Genomic DNA, 16,466 nt, shown 5'->3' on the forward strand with positions numbered 1-16,466 from the left:
GCCCTCGGCTGATTGCCGCGCTGTCGCCGACGTGCGGTACGGCGCCCGCCGCGGGGCGGTGGCCGGCACAGCGGGACTACGCTTGTCGCGTGACGTCACAACCGGTGGCTACCGAGCAGGACGACCGATTCGCCGGCCGGCAGGGCCCGTGGCGGCGACTCGTCGGCCGCCTCACCGCGACCGCGGAAGATGCCGAGGCCGACGAGTTGCAGGAAGGCAGCCGGGGCCTGGGCTGTACGGCGATCGCCCGCTGTCAGCCGGGCGGCATCATGACCGTGAGCGGCACGCTGCGGGCGGTCACCTTGCAGCCACGGGCCGGTTCGCCCGCCCTCGAAGCCGAGCTGTACGACGGTTCCGGACGGGTCACGCTGGTCTGGATCGGCCGTCGGCGCATCGCCGGGATCGAGCCGGGCCGGTCGTTGAAGGCCGTCGGCCGGGTGACCGGCGTACCCGGCGAACTGACGCTGTACAACCCGCGCTACACCCTGCTGGCCACGGGCGCGGAGTGACGCCGGGGCGGCCGGCGACGGACGAGGCGCTGCTGACCGAGGCCCTGGGAGGCTGGCGCGGCCTGCTCGACTCGGCTGCCCCGCCGCTGGTGTTCGTCATCTGCTACGTCGCGACCAGCGAACTCACGCCGTCGTTGTGGGCATCACTCGGGGCGGCATTCCTGGTGGCCGTCATTCGGCTCTGGCGCCGGCAGCCGCTGCGCCAGATCGTCGGTGGCGTGATCGGCATCGCGGTGTCGGCGTACTTCGCGTCGCGGACCGGCAAGGCGGAGGACTTCTTCCTGCCTGGCCTGCTGATCAACCTCGGGTACGCCGCGGTGTTCGTGGTGTCACTGGTGGTGCGGTGGCCGCTGGTGGGTGTCGTCGTCGGCGGCCTGACCGGTGACGTCGCCGGCTGGCGGGCTGACCGCCGGGCATACCGGGCCGCCCAACTCGCGACGCTGGTCTGGATCGGCTCGTTCCTGCTGCGGGTAGCGGTGCAGTGGCCGCTGTACGCCGCGGGCATGGTGGCCGCCCTCGGCGCGGCCAAGATCGTTCTGGGCTGGCCGGTGTACCTGGCCACGCTGTGGATCACCTACCTGCTGATGCGCCCGACGTTGGCCCGCCGGCGGCAGGCGGTCGCCGAAGCCGCCGGGACGCCACCGGCCGCTGACACCGAGTCCGAGTCGCGCTGACCCCACGCGGAGCGCGCCTTACGGCGGCGGCTCATGCGCCAGGGTGACGTGCCGCTCAGTGAGCCGACAGCAGTTCTGCCAGCGCGGCTTCCTGGTCGGCAGCGGCGACGAAGATCAGCTCGTCGCCGACCTCCAGCGGGTCGTCCGCGCTCGGCGTGATGACCCGGGGACCGCGGACGATCGCGACCAGGGCGGTATCCGGTGGCCACGGGACGTCGCCGACCCGGCCGCCGACGACGTGGGCCTGGTTGCCGAGCGTCATCTCGACCAGATTCGCTTCGCCGCGACGGAAGCTGAACAGTCGCACCAGATCTCCGACGGTGACGGCCTCTTCGACCAGCGCGGACAGCATGCGTGGCGTGGACACCGCCACGTCCACGCCCCAGGACTCGTCGAACATCCACTCGTTCTCCGGATGGTTCACCCGGGCCACCACGCGGGGGACGCCGTACTCGGTCTTGGCCAGCAGCGACAGCACGAGGTTGACCTTGTCGTCGCCCGTGGCGGCGACGACGACCTGGCAGTGCGGCAGGTCCGCCTCGTCCAGCGACGCGATCTCGCAGGCATCGGCCTGCAGGATCTGGACCCCGGCGACCACCCCGGGTCGCGCCTTGGTCGGGTCCCGGTCGATCATGAGGACGTCGTGACCGTTCCCGACGAGTTCGCGGGCGATCGAGCGGCCGACCTTGCCCGCGCCGGCGATGGCGATGCGCATCAGTTCACCATCGGGGGTGCGCCCAGGACCTTCTCGACCCGGTCGCGGTCGTCGTGGCCGAACAGCACGTGGATCAGGTCGCCCTCCTGCACCACGGTGTCACCGTCGGGCAGCATGGCCTCGCCGTAGCGGGTGACGAACGCCACCCGGCATCCGGCGAGCTGCTGCAGATGCTTGATCTTCGTCCCGACCCAGGCGGTGTGGACGTGGACCTCCGCGACCACCAGGGTGCCGCTGGGATCGCGCCATTCCTCCAGCGCTCCCAGCGGGAGGAGCCGCCGCATCATCTGCACCGCGGTCCAGGAGACCGTCGCGACGGTCGGGATGCCGAGCCGTTCGTACACCTCGGCCCGCTTGGGGTCGTAGATGCGCGCGACGACGTTCTCCACGCCGTACGTCTCGCGCGCGACGCGCGCGGCGAGGATGTTGGAGTTGTCTCCGCTGGAGACCGCAGCGAAGGCGTGGGCCCGTTCGATCCCCGCGGCCCGCAGCGTCTCGCGGTCGAAGCCGACGCCGGCGACCGTCAGTCCGGCGAAGTGCGGGCCCAGCCGCCGGAAAGCGGCCGGCTCCTGGTCGACCACGGCGACCGAATGGCCCATGCCTTCGACGGTATGGGCCAGCGTCGAACCGACGCGGCCGCAACCCATGATGACGATGTGCACGGCGCTCTCTCGCAGGACGGGGTCGTGCTGCCCCGCTCCGCCGGGGGCCGCTCAGCACGCTACACGTCACCGACGCGGCGGCTGCGTCACCGGGGCCCTATCGTTCGCAGGCGTGGCGGTCACCGACGTGTTCAAGCGTCTGCTCGTGGGCCGGGCTCTGCGCAGTGACCGCCTCGGCGAGACGCTGCTGCCCAAGCGCATCGCCCTGCCGGTGTTCGCCTCGGACGCGCTGTCGTCGAACGCCTACGCCACGCAAGAGATCCTCATGGTGCTCTCGCTCGGCGGACTGTCGTACTACTCGTACGGGCCATGGGTCGCCGCCGCGGTGGTGCTCATCTATTTCACGGTGGTCGCGTCGTACCGCCAGAACGTCCACGCGTATCCCAGCGGCGGTGGCGACTACGAGGTCGTGTCGACCAACCTGGGGCCACGTGCCGGCGTCTTCGTGGCCAGCGCGCTGCTGGTCGACTACGTGCTGACCGTCGCGGTCTCGATCTCCTCCGCGGTGGCCAACCTCTCGTCGGCCTTCCCCTTCTTCGACGCGCACACCGTCTGGTGGGCCGTCGGCATCATCGCCGTGCTCGCCTTCATGAACCTGCGCGGCGTGCGGGAGTCCGGGACGGCGTTCGCGATCCCCACGTACGGCTTCATGATCAGCATCTTCGTGATGGTCGCCGTCGCGATCGGGCGGGTGGCCAGTGGAGCCACGCTGTCAGCCGAGAGCGCAGGCTGGGACATCCGGCCGGAGGGCACCTACGCCGGTCTCGCCCTGCTGTTCCTGGTCGCTCGTTCGTTCTCCTCCGGCACAACGGCTCTCACCGGCATCGAGGCGATCGCCAACGGCGTTCCGGCGTTCCGCAAGCCGAAGTCACGCAACGCCGCGACCACGTTGCTGCTGCTCGGGGTCATCTCGATGGCGATGTTCGTCGGCATCACCTGGCTGGCGATGCTGACCGGGGTCAAGGTGACCGAGTTCGACCAGGACCTCATCGGACTGCCCGCCGGGCAGGAACAGAAGACCGTGATCGTCCAAGTCGCGCAGGCGGTCTTCGGCTCCTTCGGAGTCGGCGTCATCGTGGTGTCGCTGATGACCGCGCTGATCCTCGCGCTGGCAGCCAACACCGCCTTCAACGGCTTCCCCGTGCTCGGCTCGATCCTGGCTCGCGACGGCTACCTGCCCCGGCAGTTGCACACCCGGGGCGACCGGCTGGCCTACAGCAACGGCATCCTCATGCTCTCGTTGCTCGCCATCGTCCTGGTGATCGTCTACCAGGCCGAGGTCAGTTCGCTGATCCAGCTGTACATCGTGGGGGTCTTCGTCTCGTTCACGTTGAGCCAGACCGGGATGGTGCGGCACTGGACCCGTCATCTGCGCACCGAGACCGATGCGCGGGTCCGTCGGCAGATGAAGCGCTCCCGCGCGATCAACGCCTTCGGGTTGTCGATGACCGGCACGGTCCTGGTCATCGTGCTGCTGACGAAGTTCACCCGGGGCGCCTGGATCGTCTGTATCGCGATGCCGTTGCTGTACGTGCTGATGCAGGCGGTCCGCCGGCACTACGACCGCGTCGCGATGGAGCTCGTGCCGGACGACGACGAGAAGGTCGTGCTGCCGTCGCGGGTCATCGCGCTGGTGCTGGTCTCCAAGATTCACAAGCCGGCTCTGCGGGCACTGGCGTACGCGCGGGCCACCCGCCCGACGGTCCTGGAGGCCATCACGGTGAACGTCGACTCCGAGGAGACCGCTCGGCTCGCCGTCGAATGGGACCGCCGCGACATCCCGGTGCCGCTGAAGGTGCTGGACTCGCCGTTCCGCGAGATCACCCGGCCGATCGTGGAGTACGTCCGCTCGTTGCGCCGCGACAGCCCACGCGACCTGGTGACGGTGTACATCCCGGAGTACGTCGTCGGACGCTGGTGGGAACAGTTGCTGCACAACCAGTCTGCGCTGCGGCTGAAGGGGCGGCTGTTGTTCACCCCGGGGGTCATGGTCGTCAGCGTGCCCTGGCAGCTGGCGTCTTCCGAACGTGTGGCGCGGCGCCCTGAGCCGGAGGGTCCCGGGGCGGTACGGCGCGGTTCGCCGACGGCGGCGGCCGCCGACCGCGTCGTGGAGGCCGAGTACCGGACCCCGCCCGGCCGCGACGCGTGACCTCTCCGCCGGGGGACGGTGGGCTGCAACCCGGTGCCGAGTTCGTCGTCGAGGTCGGACCGGTGGCGCACGGCGGTCACTGTGTGGCGCGGCACGACGGTCAGGTGGTCTTCGTCCGGCACGCGCTGCCGGGGGAGCGGGTCCGGGTGGTGGTCACCGGCGTCGGGGCCCGCGGCCGTTACCTGCGAGCCGACGCCGTCGCCGTGCTCGCCGGCGCGGCCGGGCGCCGTACGCCGCCCTGCCCGCACGCCGGACCAGGGCGCTGCGGCGGCTGCGACTGGCAGCACGCGGTGCCCGAACTGCAGCGCGACCTCAAGGCCGCCGTCGTCCGTGAACAGTTGGAGCGCCTCGGTGGCGTTCACGGCCCGCTGGTCGATGCGATCCAGGTCGAACCTGTCGCCGGTGACGACGGCGGTCTCGGCTGGCGCTCGCGGGTGCGCTGGGGTGTGGACGAGGACGGCAGGCCGGGGCTTCGACGCCACCGTTCGCACGACCTCGAGGTGATCGAGCACTGTCCGCTGGTGACCGCCGGAGTCGACCGGACGGGGGCAAGCCGTACCCGCTGGCCCGCGGCGCAGGAGGTGCACGTCGTGGCGTCGGCGGTGGGCGACCGGGTGGTCACGGCTACTCCCGCGGGGTCACCGCAACCGGCCTTGTCCGGCGATGTCGTCGTGCACACCGGCGGGCCGGCGCCTCGGGTGCGCGAGCGCGCCGCCGGACGGACCTGGCGGGTGAGCGCCACCGGCTTCTGGCAGGCCCATCCCGGTGCCGCCGACGCGTTCGTTGCTGCTGTCGCGGCGTACCTGCAACCGCGTCCCGGCGAGCATCTGCTCGATCTCTATTGCGGCGTCGGGCTTTTCGCCGGTGCGCTGGCGGCATCACTGGGGCCGGGCGGGCGGGTCGACGCGGTCGAGGCGGACGGGCAGGCGTGCGCCGACGCGCGACGCAATCTGCACGACCTGCCGACCGTCCGGCTGCACCACGACCGCGTCGAACGGTGGTGGACGTCGCGCGCTGCCCCGAAGCGCTGCGACCTGGTCGTCCTCGACCCACCGCGTAGCGGCGCGGGTGAGGCCGTGCTGCGCGGCCTGGTACGCCGCCGTCCGCGGGCCGTCGCGTACGTCGCGTGCGACCCCGCCGCGCTGGCTCGCGACGTCCGGACGATGGGCAGCTTCGGGTATGTCCTGCAGGCGGTCCGAGCCTTCGACGCCTTCCCGAACACTCACCACCTGGAGTGCGTCGCCTTGCTCACGAAGACCGGCTCCGACCTGCGGTGACGCACATCGGTGTATGGCGCCGAGGTCGAAATCGCCGGTGGCGACACGCCCTTGGGCCTCGTCACGTGTCGTCGGCACGCCGCCCAGCGCGATGGCAGCTGGTTCGCGAGGCACCTGTGGAAGGTGGCTCGGAGGCGCGGTCGACGCCGGTGGCCCGGTCGGCTCGACGGCTCCCGGCGGCGCTACGGTGGCCGCGGTCCGGCCTGGCGGCCCGCCCGGTTCCGCGCCCGGGCAGCCAGGTATCTTGATGTCAAGAGATTGTGCGCGAGTGCGCCGCCGGGCGCAGGAGGACGAGGTCGACGATGGCGAGCAAGGACAGCTTCGGTGCCCGGGGCACACTCGAATCCGGCGGGACGTCGTACGAGATCTTCCGGATCGCTGCGGTCGACGGCTCGCAGCGGCTGCCCTTCACTCACAAGGTGTTGCTGGAGAACCTGTTGCGCACCGAGGACGGTGCCAACGTCACCGCCGCGCAGATCTCCTCGCTCGGGTCGTGGGACCCGACGTCGGAGCCGACCGAGGAGATCCAGTTCTCGCCGGCCCGGGTGATCATGCAGGACTTCACCGGCGTGCCGTGTGTGGTCGACCTCGCCACCATGCGGGAAGCGGTGCGTGACCTCGGCGGCGATCCGGCGCGCATCAACCCGCTGGCCCCGGCCGAGCTGGTGATCGACCACTCCGTCATCGCCGACCACTTCGGCACCCCGCAGGCCCTCGACCTCAACGTCAGCCTCGAATACGAGCGCAACCGCGAGCGGTATCAGTTCCTGCGCTGGGGGCAGACGGCGTTCGACGAGTTCAAGGTCGTGCCACCCGGCACCGGCATCGTGCACCAGGTCAACATCGAACACCTGGCCCGCGTGGTGATGGTCCGCAACGGCCAGGCGTACCCGGACAGCTGCGTCGGGACCGACTCGCACACCACGATGGTCAACGGGCTGGGCGTCCTCGGTTGGGGCGTGGGCGGTATTGAGGCCGAGGCCGCCATGCTCGGGCAGCCGGTGTCGATGCTCATCCCGCGCGTCGTGGGTTTCAAACTCAGCGGAGAACTGCCGGCCGGCGCGACGGCGACCGACCTCGTGCTCACCATCACCGAGATGCTGCGACAGCACGGGGTCGTCGGGAAGTTCGTGGAGTTCTACGGTTCCGGTGTCGCCGCCGTCTCCCTGGCCAACCGCGCGACCATCGGAAACATGAGCCCGGAGTACGGCTCGACCGCCGCGATCTTCCCGGTCGACGACGAGACGCTGGCGTACCTGCGGCTCACCGGCCGCGACGAGGCCCAGGTCGCGTTGATCGAGGCGTACGCCAAGGCGCAGGGCCTGTGGCACGACTCGGCCCACGAACCGGTGTACTCGGAGTACCTGGAACTGGATCTCGGGCAGGTCGTCCCGTCGTTGGCCGGACCGAAGCGTCCGCAGGACCGCGTGGCGTTGGCGGCTGCTCGCACCAGCTTCCGCGAGGCCCTCACCAACTACACCGGCGACGGCGTGCAGACCGCCCTCGACGAGGGCGTGGCCGAGACGTTCCCGGCCAGCGACCCGGTGGCGGTCGACGTCGCCGAGCCGGCGCCGGTGGTCCACTCCGCGGCGCACGGCTCGAACGGTCGTCCGTCCCGGCCGACGCAGGTCCAGTTCGCCGACGGCCGCAGCTGCGTGATCGACCACGGCGCGGTCGTGATCGCGGCCATCACGTCGTGCACCAACACCTCCAACCCCGAGGTGATGATCGGTGCGGGCCTGCTGGCGAAGAACGCCGTCGAGCGCGGCCTGGTGACCAAACCGTGGGTCAAGACCACGCTCGGCCCCGGATCCAAGGTCGTCACGGACTACTACGACAAGGCGGGCCTGACGCCGTACCTGGACAAGCTCGGGTTCAACGTCGTCGGGTACGGCTGCACGACCTGCATCGGCAACTCCGGCCCGCTGCCGGACGAGGTCAGCGCCGCGGTCAACGCCAGCGACCTCGCCGTGGTCAGTGTGTTGTCGGGCAACCGGAACTTCGAGGGCCGGATCAATCCCGACGTGAAGATGAACTACCTGGCCTCGCCGCCGCTGGTCGTCGCGTACGCGCTGGCCGGTTCCATGGACATCGACATCACCACCGAGCCGCTGGGTACCGACCCCGCCGGCAAGCCGGTGTACCTCACCGACGTCTGGCCGACCGCGCAGCAGGTGCAGGCGGTCATCGATTCGTGTATCGACGCGGAGATGTTCTCCAGCAAGTACGCCGACGTGTTCGCCGGTGACAGCCGGTGGCAGGAACTGCCGACCCCGCGGGGGAACACGTTCGACTGGAACGGTGACTCCACGTACATCCGGAAGCCGCCGTACTTCGAGGGCATGCCGCTGCAGCCCCAACCGGTGTCCGACCTCACCGGTGCCCGGGTGCTGGCCAAGCTGGGCGACTCGGTCACCACGGACCACATCTCGCCGGCGGGCTCCATCAAAGCCGACTCGCCGGCCGGGCGGTACCTGCAGGAACACGGCGTCGCGAAATCGGACTTCAACTCCTACGGCTCCCGGCGAGGCAACCACGAGGTGATGATCCGGGGCACGTTCGCCAACATCCGGTTGCGCAACCAGTTGCTGGACGGCGTCGAGGGCGGCTACACCGTCGACCTGCTCGACCCGGCCAAGCCGCAGGTCTTCATCTACGACGCTGCGCAGTCATACGCCGCCGCCGGAGTGCCGCTGGTGATCCTGGCAGGCAAGGAGTACGGGTCCGGCTCGTCGCGTGACTGGGCGGCGAAGGGCACCGCACTGCTGGGCGTGAAAGCGGTGATCGCCGAGTCCTACGAGCGGATCCACCGCTCCAACCTGATCGGGATGGGCGTCCTGCCGCTGCAGTACCTGCCGGGTCAGGATGCTGCCGTGCTGGGACTGACCGGCGAGGAGACGTTCGCGGTCAGCGGTGTGGTCGAACTCAACGAGGGCCGCATTCCCCGGCAGGTTGCGGTGGAGGCGGTCAAGGAGGACGGCACGGTCACCGAGTTCACCGCCACGCTGCGGATCGACACCCCCGGTGAGGCGGACTACTACCGCCACGGCGGGATCCTGCAGTACGTCCTGCGGTCCCTGCTGTGACAGCTGCGGTCGCCGCACCGCGCGGCTGAGCGACCGCACCCGTCACGGACGACGTCGATGAGCGTGACGCCGCCGGGCTGGCCGCCGGCACTGCCGGCACCCGGGCACGCTCAGCTGCCTGCCCGGGCCGTGGCGTGGCTGCTGGACCAGGGCCCGCCGGAACTGCGCGGGTACGCCGTGCTGCGCGCCCACCCGGTGGCGCTCGCCCGCGTCGTGGCCCACCACGTCGAGGCCTGCCTGGACGGCGCCCGGCAGACCTACGCCGGTGTCCGGCGCGAACTCGGCGAGCTGCTGCCCCCGGAGGCGGTGGCCGCCGTCCTCGTGGCCGTCGAGGCCGAGGGGACGCGGCTGGTGGCGCTGCAGCGCGAGGTGGACCTGGTCGAACGTGCCTTGCGCGGCCAGACGTGGCGGCCACGGCTGGGCCCCGGCTGACCGGCCGCCGGATGCCCCGCGGTCGCCGGGGGGCCGCCGTACACTCGGGGCGGCACCGATCAGGGACGGAAGGGGACCCGCGTGGGCCTGCTCGACGGCATCGGCTCACCGGAGGACCTGCGCCGGCTGGCACCGGAGGCGATGCCCGCGCTCGCCGACGAGATCCGGGCAGTCCTGGTCGACCAGGTCACTCGATCCGGCGGGCACCTGGGGCCCAACCTCGGCGTCGTCGAGTTGACCATCGCGCTGCATCGGGTGTTCCGCTCCCCGGGTGACGCGATTCTGTTCGACACCGGCCACCAGGCGTACGTGCACAAGATGCTGACCGGCCGGCAGACCGGATTCGGCCGGCTCCGCAAGCAGGGCGGGCTGTCCGGCTACCCGTCACGGGCGGAGAGCCCGCACGACGTGATCGAGAACTCTCACGCGTCGACCTCGCTGGCCTACGCCGACGGGATCGCCAAGGGCTGGCAGCGCAGCGGCGAACTCGGTCAGCGGCACGTCGTCGCCGTGATCGGCGACGGCGCGCTGACCGGCGGGATGGCGTGGGAGGCGCTGAACAACATCGCCGCGGCCAAGGACCGGCCCGTGGTCATCGTGGTGAACGACAACGAGCGGTCCTACTCCACCACGATCGGCGGCCTGGCCCACCACCTGGCCACCCTGCGCACGACCCGCGGGTACGAGCGGTTCCTGCTGTGGGGCAAGCGTTTCCTGCGCCGTACGCCGGTCGTCGGGCCGCCGGTCTACGAGACGCTGCACGGGGTGAAGAAGGGCATCAAGGACGTCGTCGCGCCGCAGGGAATGTTCGAGGACCTGGGCCTGAAGTACGTCGGTCCGGTCGATGGGCACGACGTCGCGGCACTCGAACACGCGCTGCGCCGGGCCAAGGGTTACGCCGGTCCCGTGATCGTGCACGCGATCACCGAGAAGGGCCACGGGTACCGTCCTGCGGTCGAGGACGAGGCCGACCGGTTCCACTCGGTGGCGGCCTGCGACCCGGACACCGGTCTGCCGCCGGCCGGCGGCGCCACCAGCTGGACCGCCGTGTTCGCCGCCACCCTGGTCGAGCTGGGGCGGGAGCGCGACGACATCGTGGCGATCACCGCAGCGATGCCGGGTCCGACCGGTCTGGACGTCTTCGGGCGGGCGTTCCCGGGTCGCTGCTACGACGTCGGGATCGCCGAGCAGCACGCCGTGACCTCGGCCGCCGGGCTGGCGTTCACCGGCCTGCACCCGGTCGTCGCGGTCTACGCGACCTTCCTCAACCGGGCGTACGACCAGGTGCTGCTGGACGTGGCGCTGCACCGCGCTCCGGTGACGTTCGCCCTCGACCGCGCCGGCGTGACCGGCGAAGACGGGCCCAGCCACAACGGCGTCTGGGACCTGGCCCTGCTGTCGGCCGTTCCCGGCTTGCGAGTCGCCGCGCCCCGTGACGGGGACGAGTTGGCGGCGCTGCTGCGTGAGGCGGTCGGTGTCGACGACGGCCCGACCGTCGTCCGGTTCCCGAAAGGGGCGGTGCCGCCTGCCCAGCCGAGCCTGCAGCGTACGGGCGGCTGTGATCTCCTCCGGCTGCCGGCGACGTCGGACACCCCGGCCGACGTGCTGGTGGTGAGCGTGGGCGGCCTGGCCGGGCTGTGCCTCGCCGTGGCCGACCGGCTGGCCGACCACGGCGTCTCGGTCACCGTCCTCGACCCCCGCTGGGTGCTGCCGGTGCCGGCCGAGGTGACGGCCCGAGCGGCCCACCACCGGCTCGTGGTGACCGTCGAGGACGGTGTGCGGATGGGTGGGGTCGGCAGCGCCGTCGCCCTGGCCCTGCAGGACGCCGGGGTCGGGACACCGGTCCGTTGCTTCGGCCTGCCTGCGTCGTTCCTGGCTCAGGGCAGCCGGGCCGAGGTGCTCGCCGACAACGGTTTGACGGCCCAGGACATCGCCCGCGCGGTCGTCGAAGAGGTCGCGCATCTGGACGAGTACCGCGCCGCTCCGGCCGGTCCGCTCGGCGCCCTCGCCGACGAAGGCCACCCGGCCGACGGCTGACCGGTCAGCCCGCCGGCCACCGCTGCGGCGGCTGGACGTAGTCGCCGATCACCGGATCGGCGACGGCCGGCGTCCGCGGGTCGCCGCCGTACCGCACCTGCACGATCTCGTCCGCGGTGATCAGGATGGGACGGTCGAAACCGCGCTCGTGCGGCTCGGTGAGGGCGGCGGCTGCCAGGGCGAACGCCGGGTCGAGCCGGCGCAGGTCCAGCCAGCCGCGGTGGCGCGCCGGAACGGCGGCCGGCCGCATCCGGGCCGGATCGTCGGCGACGATCGCCCGGCGGAATGTCGCGGACGCCAGCAGGGTCACCACGTCGACCTCGCCGACCGGCCGCAGCGGGGTGTCGGGGTTGCGGCGGTGCCGCTCGGCGGCGAGCGCGCCGAGCCGGGCCAGGTGGTACTCGGCCCGGTCGGCAGCGGCGAACGCGTCCCAGGCCGTGCCCCGTACCACCGGTTCCAGGAGTGGTTGGACGGTGTTCGGCGGCGGATCGCGCAGGTCGATCACGCCGCCGTCGTCGAGCGGATTCGGTTGCGGCACAAGGCCGACTCCCACGTCGAGGCAGCCGCCCAGGACGCTGCGGTGCGGCCAGCCCGGTCCGGGGTGCAGGACGTGCCCGCGGGGGAGTGCCACCGGCCTGACCCGGTCGAGCAGCGCATCGGGCGCCGCCAACGCCAGCTGGCGTAGGGCAACCGCGGCGCGGAACCGTTCGGCGCCGGCGCGGGGCTCGCCGTACGCCGCCGACAGCAGCGCGCCGACGTCCTGCCATGCCAACTGCCACGTCGTGCCTTCGATGGCCACGTCGACGCCGTCATCGGCTGGCGTCACCTCGACGTCGTGCAGGACGGCGGCCGCCAGCACGGCCCGGCGCAGCGCCGTCACCTGCCCGTCGCCGGTCATGCCAGCACGATAGGAACGCGGCCGGTTCGGAATCGACCGCCTGCGGGGTGACCGAGGTCGCTGTGTGTCAGTACCCGATCACGTCAGGCGGAGCGCCGAGTCTGCTTGCGGTTCAAGCCGAAGCAGGGGAGTGCGACTCGGCCCGGGGGTTCGGTGTGGCGGGTGCGGCGGGACGGTACGGCCGGAAGTACAGCACCATGACCGGGACTAGGTAGCCGACCCAGGCCACCAGTTCGAGCCACGTGGTGGCCGGCGAGAAGTTGAAGATTCCCTTGAGCAGCGTGCCGTACCAGCTCGACGGCGGAACGGCGCTGCTGACGTCGAACGCGAGCGAGTTCAGCCCCGGCAGGATCCCCGCCTCCTGCAGGTCGTGTACGCCGTACGACAGGACCCCCGCGGCGATGAGGATGAGCAGCGCGCCGGTCCAGCGGAAGAACACGGCGAGGTTGAGCTTCAGCGCCCCGCGGTAGATCAGCCAGCCCAGGACGACGGCGACCAGCAGACCGAGGATCGCGCCGATGATCGGCCCTGTGCCAGAAGACGTCCCGGCCGCCTGAGTGTTCGTCCAGAGGAACAGAGCCGTTTCGAGTCCCTCACGGCCGACGGCGAGGAAGGCGACCAGCGCGAGGGCGAACGCGCCGGCGTCGAGGGCCGCGGCCAGCTGTCCCTGCAACTCGCCCTTGAGTTGGCGTGACGCGCGCCGCATCCAGAAGACCATCCAGGTCACGAATCCGACCGCGATGATCGACAGGACGCCGCCGAACGCCTCCTGCGCCTCGAACGTCAGCGAGCGGGAGGTGAAGGTCAGCAGGGCACCGAACGACAGCGACAGGACCAGGGCCAGCCCGATCCCGGCCCAGACCCACGGCAGCTTGCGGCGGTTGCCGGTACGTACCAGGTAGGCCACGAGGATGCCCACCACCAGCGAGGCTTCGAGCCCTTCCCGGAGCCCGATGAGGAAGTTCGGGTACGCGTAGGTCATGGGACGCCCTCCAGTGCGTGGGCCTACGGTAAGGCATACCTACTTTGGGGCGCGGACTGCCTACGGGCAGGGCGTCGGGCCGGACCGGTGGGCCGCCGCGCTGGTCGGGGCGTCGACAGAACGCTTCGGCAGGAGCCGGGTCCGCAGGCGGCCGCGTCAGTCAGGTGGTTGCGCGGCGGCGGTCAAGGCGGCCACGACCGGGCCGGTGATCAGCTCGACCTGCCACGGCCGCGCGCCGTGCTGACGGAAGTGGTCCGCGACCGTGCCGGCGTCGATGGGGTCCGGCGGGGTCCAGCACAGCCGGCGCAGGGTGTCGGGCGCGAGCAGGTTCTCGACCGGGGTGGCCCACCGCTCCGACAGTTCCGCCATGGCCGCCCGGCACGCCGCCAGCCGGCCGGCGGCCGCGGGGTCGCGATCAGGCCACGCGCGCGCCGGCGGCGGACCGACCGGGACCCGGCTGTTCGCCGGCAAGGCGGCCTCGGGTTCGGCGAGCGCGCGTTCGACGGCCTCCCACCACAGCCGGCTGTGCCGCCGCTGGCCCCGTCCGGCGAACTCGGGCAGCGCGACGAGGGCCGCTTCGGAGGACGGCATCGCCAGTGCGGCAGCGACGATCGCGAGGTCGGGCAGCACGCGGCCGGGGCTGATGTCGCGTGCCTGGCCGGCGCGGTCGCGGGCCTCCCACAGCGACCGGGCCACCGCGAGCTGGCGCCGGCTCCGGATCCGGTGGAGGCCGGACGTCCGTCGCCACGGATCCACCCGGGGCGGCGGCGGTCCAGCGGCCACGATCGCGGCGAACTCCTGTTCGGCCCAGCCGGTCTTCCCTTGCTCGGCCAGTTGGGTCGCCAGGACGTCGCGCAGTTCGACCAGAACCTCGACATCGAGTGCGGCATACCGCAGCCAGGGTTCGGGCAGCGGCCGGGTCGACCAGTCAGCCGCCGCGTGACCCTTCTCCAGGAGCAGACCGAGTTCGGATTCCACGAGCGCGCCGAGCCCCACCCGCGAGTGGCCGAGCAGCCGGCCGGCCAGCTCGGTGTCGAACACGCTGGACGGCCGCATCCCCAGTTCGGCCAGGCACGGCAGGTCCTGCGAGGCGGCGTGGACCACCCACTCCGTGGTGGCGAGGGCCGCGCCGACCGCCGAGAGGTCCCGCAGTGGCACGGGGTCGATGAGCACCGTGCCGGCGCCTGCCCGGCGCAGCTGGACGAGGTACGCCCGCTGCCCGTAGCGGTAACCCGACGCCCGCTCGGCATCGACCGCCACCGGGCCGCTGCCGGCGGCCAAGCGTCGTACGGCGAGCTGCAGGTCTTCCGGATCGCACACCACCGGCGGGACACCGTCACGCGGTGCCAGCAGCGGAACGGCTGTCGGAGCTGTGGCGGGGGAGTGCGGTGGGGTGGGCGGTTCGTCGCCGGCTACCGCCACGTCACTCATCCGGGCCAATGTAGCGCCGCGGCCTGTCGCGACAGCTTCGCGGCAGGCCCCAGCCGCTGCGGGTCGTGGCAGCTGTCAGCGAACCAGACCGGATCGCATCGCCAACGCCACCATCTCGGCCCGGTCCCCGGTCCCCAGCTTCCGGGCGATCCGGGCGAGGTGGCTCTTGACCGTCAGAGCGGACAGGCCGAGTTCCTCGCCGACCTGCTTGTTGCTGCGACCATCCGAAACCAGTTGGAGCACTTCGACTTCGCGGGCCGACAACTCGTCCGGCGTGCCCGTGCGCTGCCGGCTGCGCGGGACGACGGCTGTGGCGCCGGCCGGGCCGGTGCTCTCCGGGATCACGACGTAGCCCCGGACCCCGGCGGCCAGCGCGGCGCGTACCGCGTAGGGGTCGTCCCGGCCGGTGAGCACCACGATCCGCTTCCAGCCCACCTGGCGCAGATCCTGCAGCAGCGGCAGGACGGGGGAGTCCGGCAGTGATGCGTCGACGACGCACAGATCGTGGGCGCCTTCGGTGCGGCCCCGCACCCGTGCCTCGGCCGCACTGGCCGCCTCGACGACCTCGCGGGCACCGAGGCCACGCAACCGGGCGACCATCGCGACCCGTCGTTGCGGCGAGGAACTGACCACCATCGCGGTGAAGCGGTGGCGGGACATGGCCGTAAGCGGTCCACCCGGGCGTTCGACGACGGCGACCACCGGACCTCCTCGCTGTGGACCGCCCGGGCGGCGGCGACACCACAGTCATCGGCCTGCGGCTGGGGATGCTTGAACCGGCCGTCCGGGCGATCCGGGCAGTACCGACGGTGACGGAGCGCAAGGGGCGACGCCGCCGGGCCTTGAGCCGCACCGGACTTGCAGCCGTGCCGCGCTGTCCAGCCGGCCTCCCACCGGCACCGGCCTCCCACCGGCACCGGCCTCCCACCGGCACCGGCCTCCCACCGGCACCGGCCTGTCAGCGGCAGCGGGTTCTCAGCGGCGCCGTGGCCCCGGCAGGGACGCGACGCCTTGCGGGACCGGGGGCAGGCCGGCGGCGGTCGCGAGCAGGTCGGCCCACGCCTGGGCGTGGGGGGCAAGGTCGGGTCCGGCCGGGGTCCAGGACGCCCGGATCTCGATCTGTCCTTCGACCGGACGCTCGGCCATCGCGCCGAAGGACACCGAGCTGGTTCGGGTGACCGTGCCGCCCAGGACGCGCTCGTCGGCGACTGCGCTGTCCAGCGACTCCCGGACCCAGGTCCAGCCGACGTCCGGCAGCAGCGGATCGGAGGCCATTTCCGGCTCGAGGCGGGCCCGCACGAAGGCCACGACGCGGAAGGTGCCGTCCCATGCCTCGTGACCGGCCGGATCGTGCAGCACGACCAGGCGGCCGCTGGCCACCTCCTCGTCGTCGTCGACGATCTCGGCCACGAGGGCGACGGCGTACGGCGCGAGCCGATGCGGCGCCGGGGCCTCGTGGACGTCGATCTCGTCGCGGTACCGCACCGTGCCCAGCGACGCCAACGCGGTGCGGAAGCTCAGCGGAGCGTCGGGGTCGGCCGACGGGCGAGCGTCCGGGCCCTGCGGGTACGTCACGCCGCCACGGTACGGCGCACAGGCAGTCAGGACCGTGCA

Annotated in this window: 14 protein-coding genes; 7 read left to right on the plus strand and 7 right to left on the minus strand. The window is 71.9% G+C overall.

All coding sequences use genetic code 11. The features are described from left to right. The first annotated feature begins 104 nt into the window (after positions 1–104). The gene (locus EPO13_06260; GenBank protein TAK69748.1) at positions 105–509 is read left to right on the plus strand and encodes a DNA-binding protein; all 405 of its coding nucleotides are present in this window, start codon (positions 105–107) and stop codon (positions 507–509) included. Next, a complete protein-coding gene (locus EPO13_06265) occupies positions 506–1,183 on the plus strand; it encodes a DUF3159 domain-containing protein (GenBank protein TAK69483.1) in 678 nt (225 codons plus the stop codon). The genes EPO13_06260 and EPO13_06265 overlap by 4 nt, the downstream gene beginning before the upstream one ends. A 55-nt stretch (positions 1,184–1,238) precedes the next feature. On the opposite strand, the gene EPO13_06270 is transcribed toward EPO13_06265, so the two are convergent. Together EPO13_06270 and EPO13_06275 are read right to left on the minus strand one after the other, a co-directional pair. Next, positions 1,239–1,898 (minus strand): TrkA family potassium uptake protein, encoded by a 660-nt coding sequence (locus tag EPO13_06270; protein ID TAK69484.1) that lies wholly within the window; start codon positions 1,896–1,898, stop codon positions 1,239–1,241. Continuing rightward, positions 1,898–2,560: a TrkA family potassium uptake protein gene (locus tag EPO13_06275; GenBank protein ID TAK69485.1), complete on the minus strand. Its 663-nt coding sequence runs from the start codon at positions 2,558–2,560 to the stop codon at positions 1,898–1,900. The genes EPO13_06270 and EPO13_06275 overlap by 1 nt, the downstream gene beginning before the upstream one ends. Here EPO13_06275 and EPO13_06280 point away from each other — a divergent pair. From EPO13_06280 to dxs, 5 genes are all read left to right on the plus strand, one after another. Beyond that, a complete protein-coding gene (locus tag EPO13_06280; GenBank protein TAK69486.1) occupies positions 2,553–4,709 on the plus strand; it encodes an APC family permease in 2,157 nt (718 codons plus the stop codon). The genes EPO13_06275 and EPO13_06280 overlap by 8 nt on opposite strands. Before the next feature lie 23 nt (positions 4,710–4,732). Next, positions 4,733–5,986, plus strand: coding sequence for a class I SAM-dependent RNA methyltransferase (locus tag EPO13_06285; protein TAK69749.1), 1,254 nt, complete (start codon positions 4,733–4,735; stop codon positions 5,984–5,986). Positions 5,987–6,288: 302 nt separating this feature from the next. After that, positions 6,289–9,072 (plus strand): aconitate hydratase AcnA, encoded by a 2,784-nt coding sequence (gene acnA / locus EPO13_06290; GenBank protein TAK69487.1) that lies wholly within the window; start codon positions 6,289–6,291, stop codon positions 9,070–9,072. 57 nt (positions 9,073–9,129) lie between these two features. Further along, positions 9,130–9,504, plus strand: a complete 375-nt coding sequence (locus tag EPO13_06295; GenBank protein TAK69488.1) for a hypothetical protein — start codon at positions 9,130–9,132, stop codon at positions 9,502–9,504. Between the two features lie 81 nt (positions 9,505–9,585). Beyond that, the gene (gene dxs, locus EPO13_06300) at positions 9,586–11,541 is read left to right on the plus strand and encodes a 1-deoxy-D-xylulose-5-phosphate synthase (GenBank protein TAK69489.1); all 1,956 of its coding nucleotides are present in this window, start codon (positions 9,586–9,588) and stop codon (positions 11,539–11,541) included. A 4-nt stretch (positions 11,542–11,545) separates the two neighbouring features. Here dxs and EPO13_06305 read toward each other — a convergent pair whose 3' ends face one another. The 5 genes from EPO13_06305 to EPO13_06325 form a co-directional block, all read right to left on the minus strand. Then, positions 11,546–12,439 carry a hypothetical protein gene (locus tag EPO13_06305; GenBank protein ID TAK69490.1) on the minus strand — a complete coding sequence of 298 codons (894 nt, stop codon included), beginning with the start codon at positions 12,437–12,439 and terminating at the stop codon, positions 11,546–11,548. Positions 12,440–12,551: 112 nt separating this feature from the next. Then, positions 12,552–13,421 carry an FTR1 family protein gene (locus EPO13_06310; protein TAK69491.1) on the minus strand — a complete coding sequence of 290 codons (870 nt, stop codon included), beginning with the start codon at positions 13,419–13,421 and terminating at the stop codon, positions 12,552–12,554. Positions 13,422–13,577: 156 nt separating this feature from the next. Next, a complete protein-coding gene (locus EPO13_06315) occupies positions 13,578–14,852 on the minus strand; it encodes a ribonuclease D (GenBank protein TAK69492.1) in 1,275 nt (424 codons plus the stop codon). 75 nt (positions 14,853–14,927) lie between these two features. Next, a complete protein-coding gene (locus tag EPO13_06320) occupies positions 14,928–15,512 on the minus strand; it encodes a response regulator transcription factor (protein ID TAK69750.1) in 585 nt (194 codons plus the stop codon). A 315-nt stretch (positions 15,513–15,827) separates the two neighbouring features. After that, positions 15,828–16,427, minus strand: coding sequence for a DUF3000 domain-containing protein (locus EPO13_06325; GenBank protein TAK69493.1), 600 nt, complete (start codon positions 16,425–16,427; stop codon positions 15,828–15,830). Between the last annotated feature and the right edge of the window lie 39 nt (positions 16,428–16,466).

This window comes from Actinomycetota bacterium (assembly GCA_004297305.1).
Taxonomy (GTDB): domain Bacteria; phylum Actinomycetota; class Actinomycetes; order S36-B12; family FW305-bin1; genus FW305-bin1.

Bases quoted from the DNA above. Each gene is read 5' to 3' on its own strand.
- EPO13_06270 (TAK69484.1), bottom strand. From the start codon at position 1,898: ATGCGCATCGCCATCGCCGGCGCGGGCAAGGTCGGCCGCTCGATCGCC.
- EPO13_06315 (TAK69492.1), bottom strand. From the start codon at position 14,852: ATGAGTGACGTGGCGGTAGCCGGCGACGAACCGCCCACCCCACCGCAC.
- EPO13_06305 (TAK69490.1), bottom strand. From the start codon at position 12,439: ATGACCGGCGACGGGCAGGTGACGGCGCTGCGCCGGGCCGTGCTGGCG.
- EPO13_06310 (TAK69491.1), bottom strand. From the start codon at position 13,421: ATGACCTACGCGTACCCGAACTTCCTCATCGGGCTCCGGGAAGGGCTC.
- EPO13_06295 (TAK69488.1), top strand. From the start codon at position 9,130: ATGAGCGTGACGCCGCCGGGCTGGCCGCCGGCACTGCCGGCACCCGGG.
- EPO13_06280 (TAK69486.1), top strand. From the start codon at position 2,553: ATGTGCACGGCGCTCTCTCGCAGGACGGGGTCGTGCTGCCCCGCTCCG.
- acnA (TAK69487.1), top strand. From the start codon at position 6,289: ATGGCGAGCAAGGACAGCTTCGGTGCCCGGGGCACACTCGAATCCGGC.
- EPO13_06320 (TAK69750.1), bottom strand. From the start codon at position 15,512: ATGTCCCGCCACCGCTTCACCGCGATGGTGGTCAGTTCCTCGCCGCAA.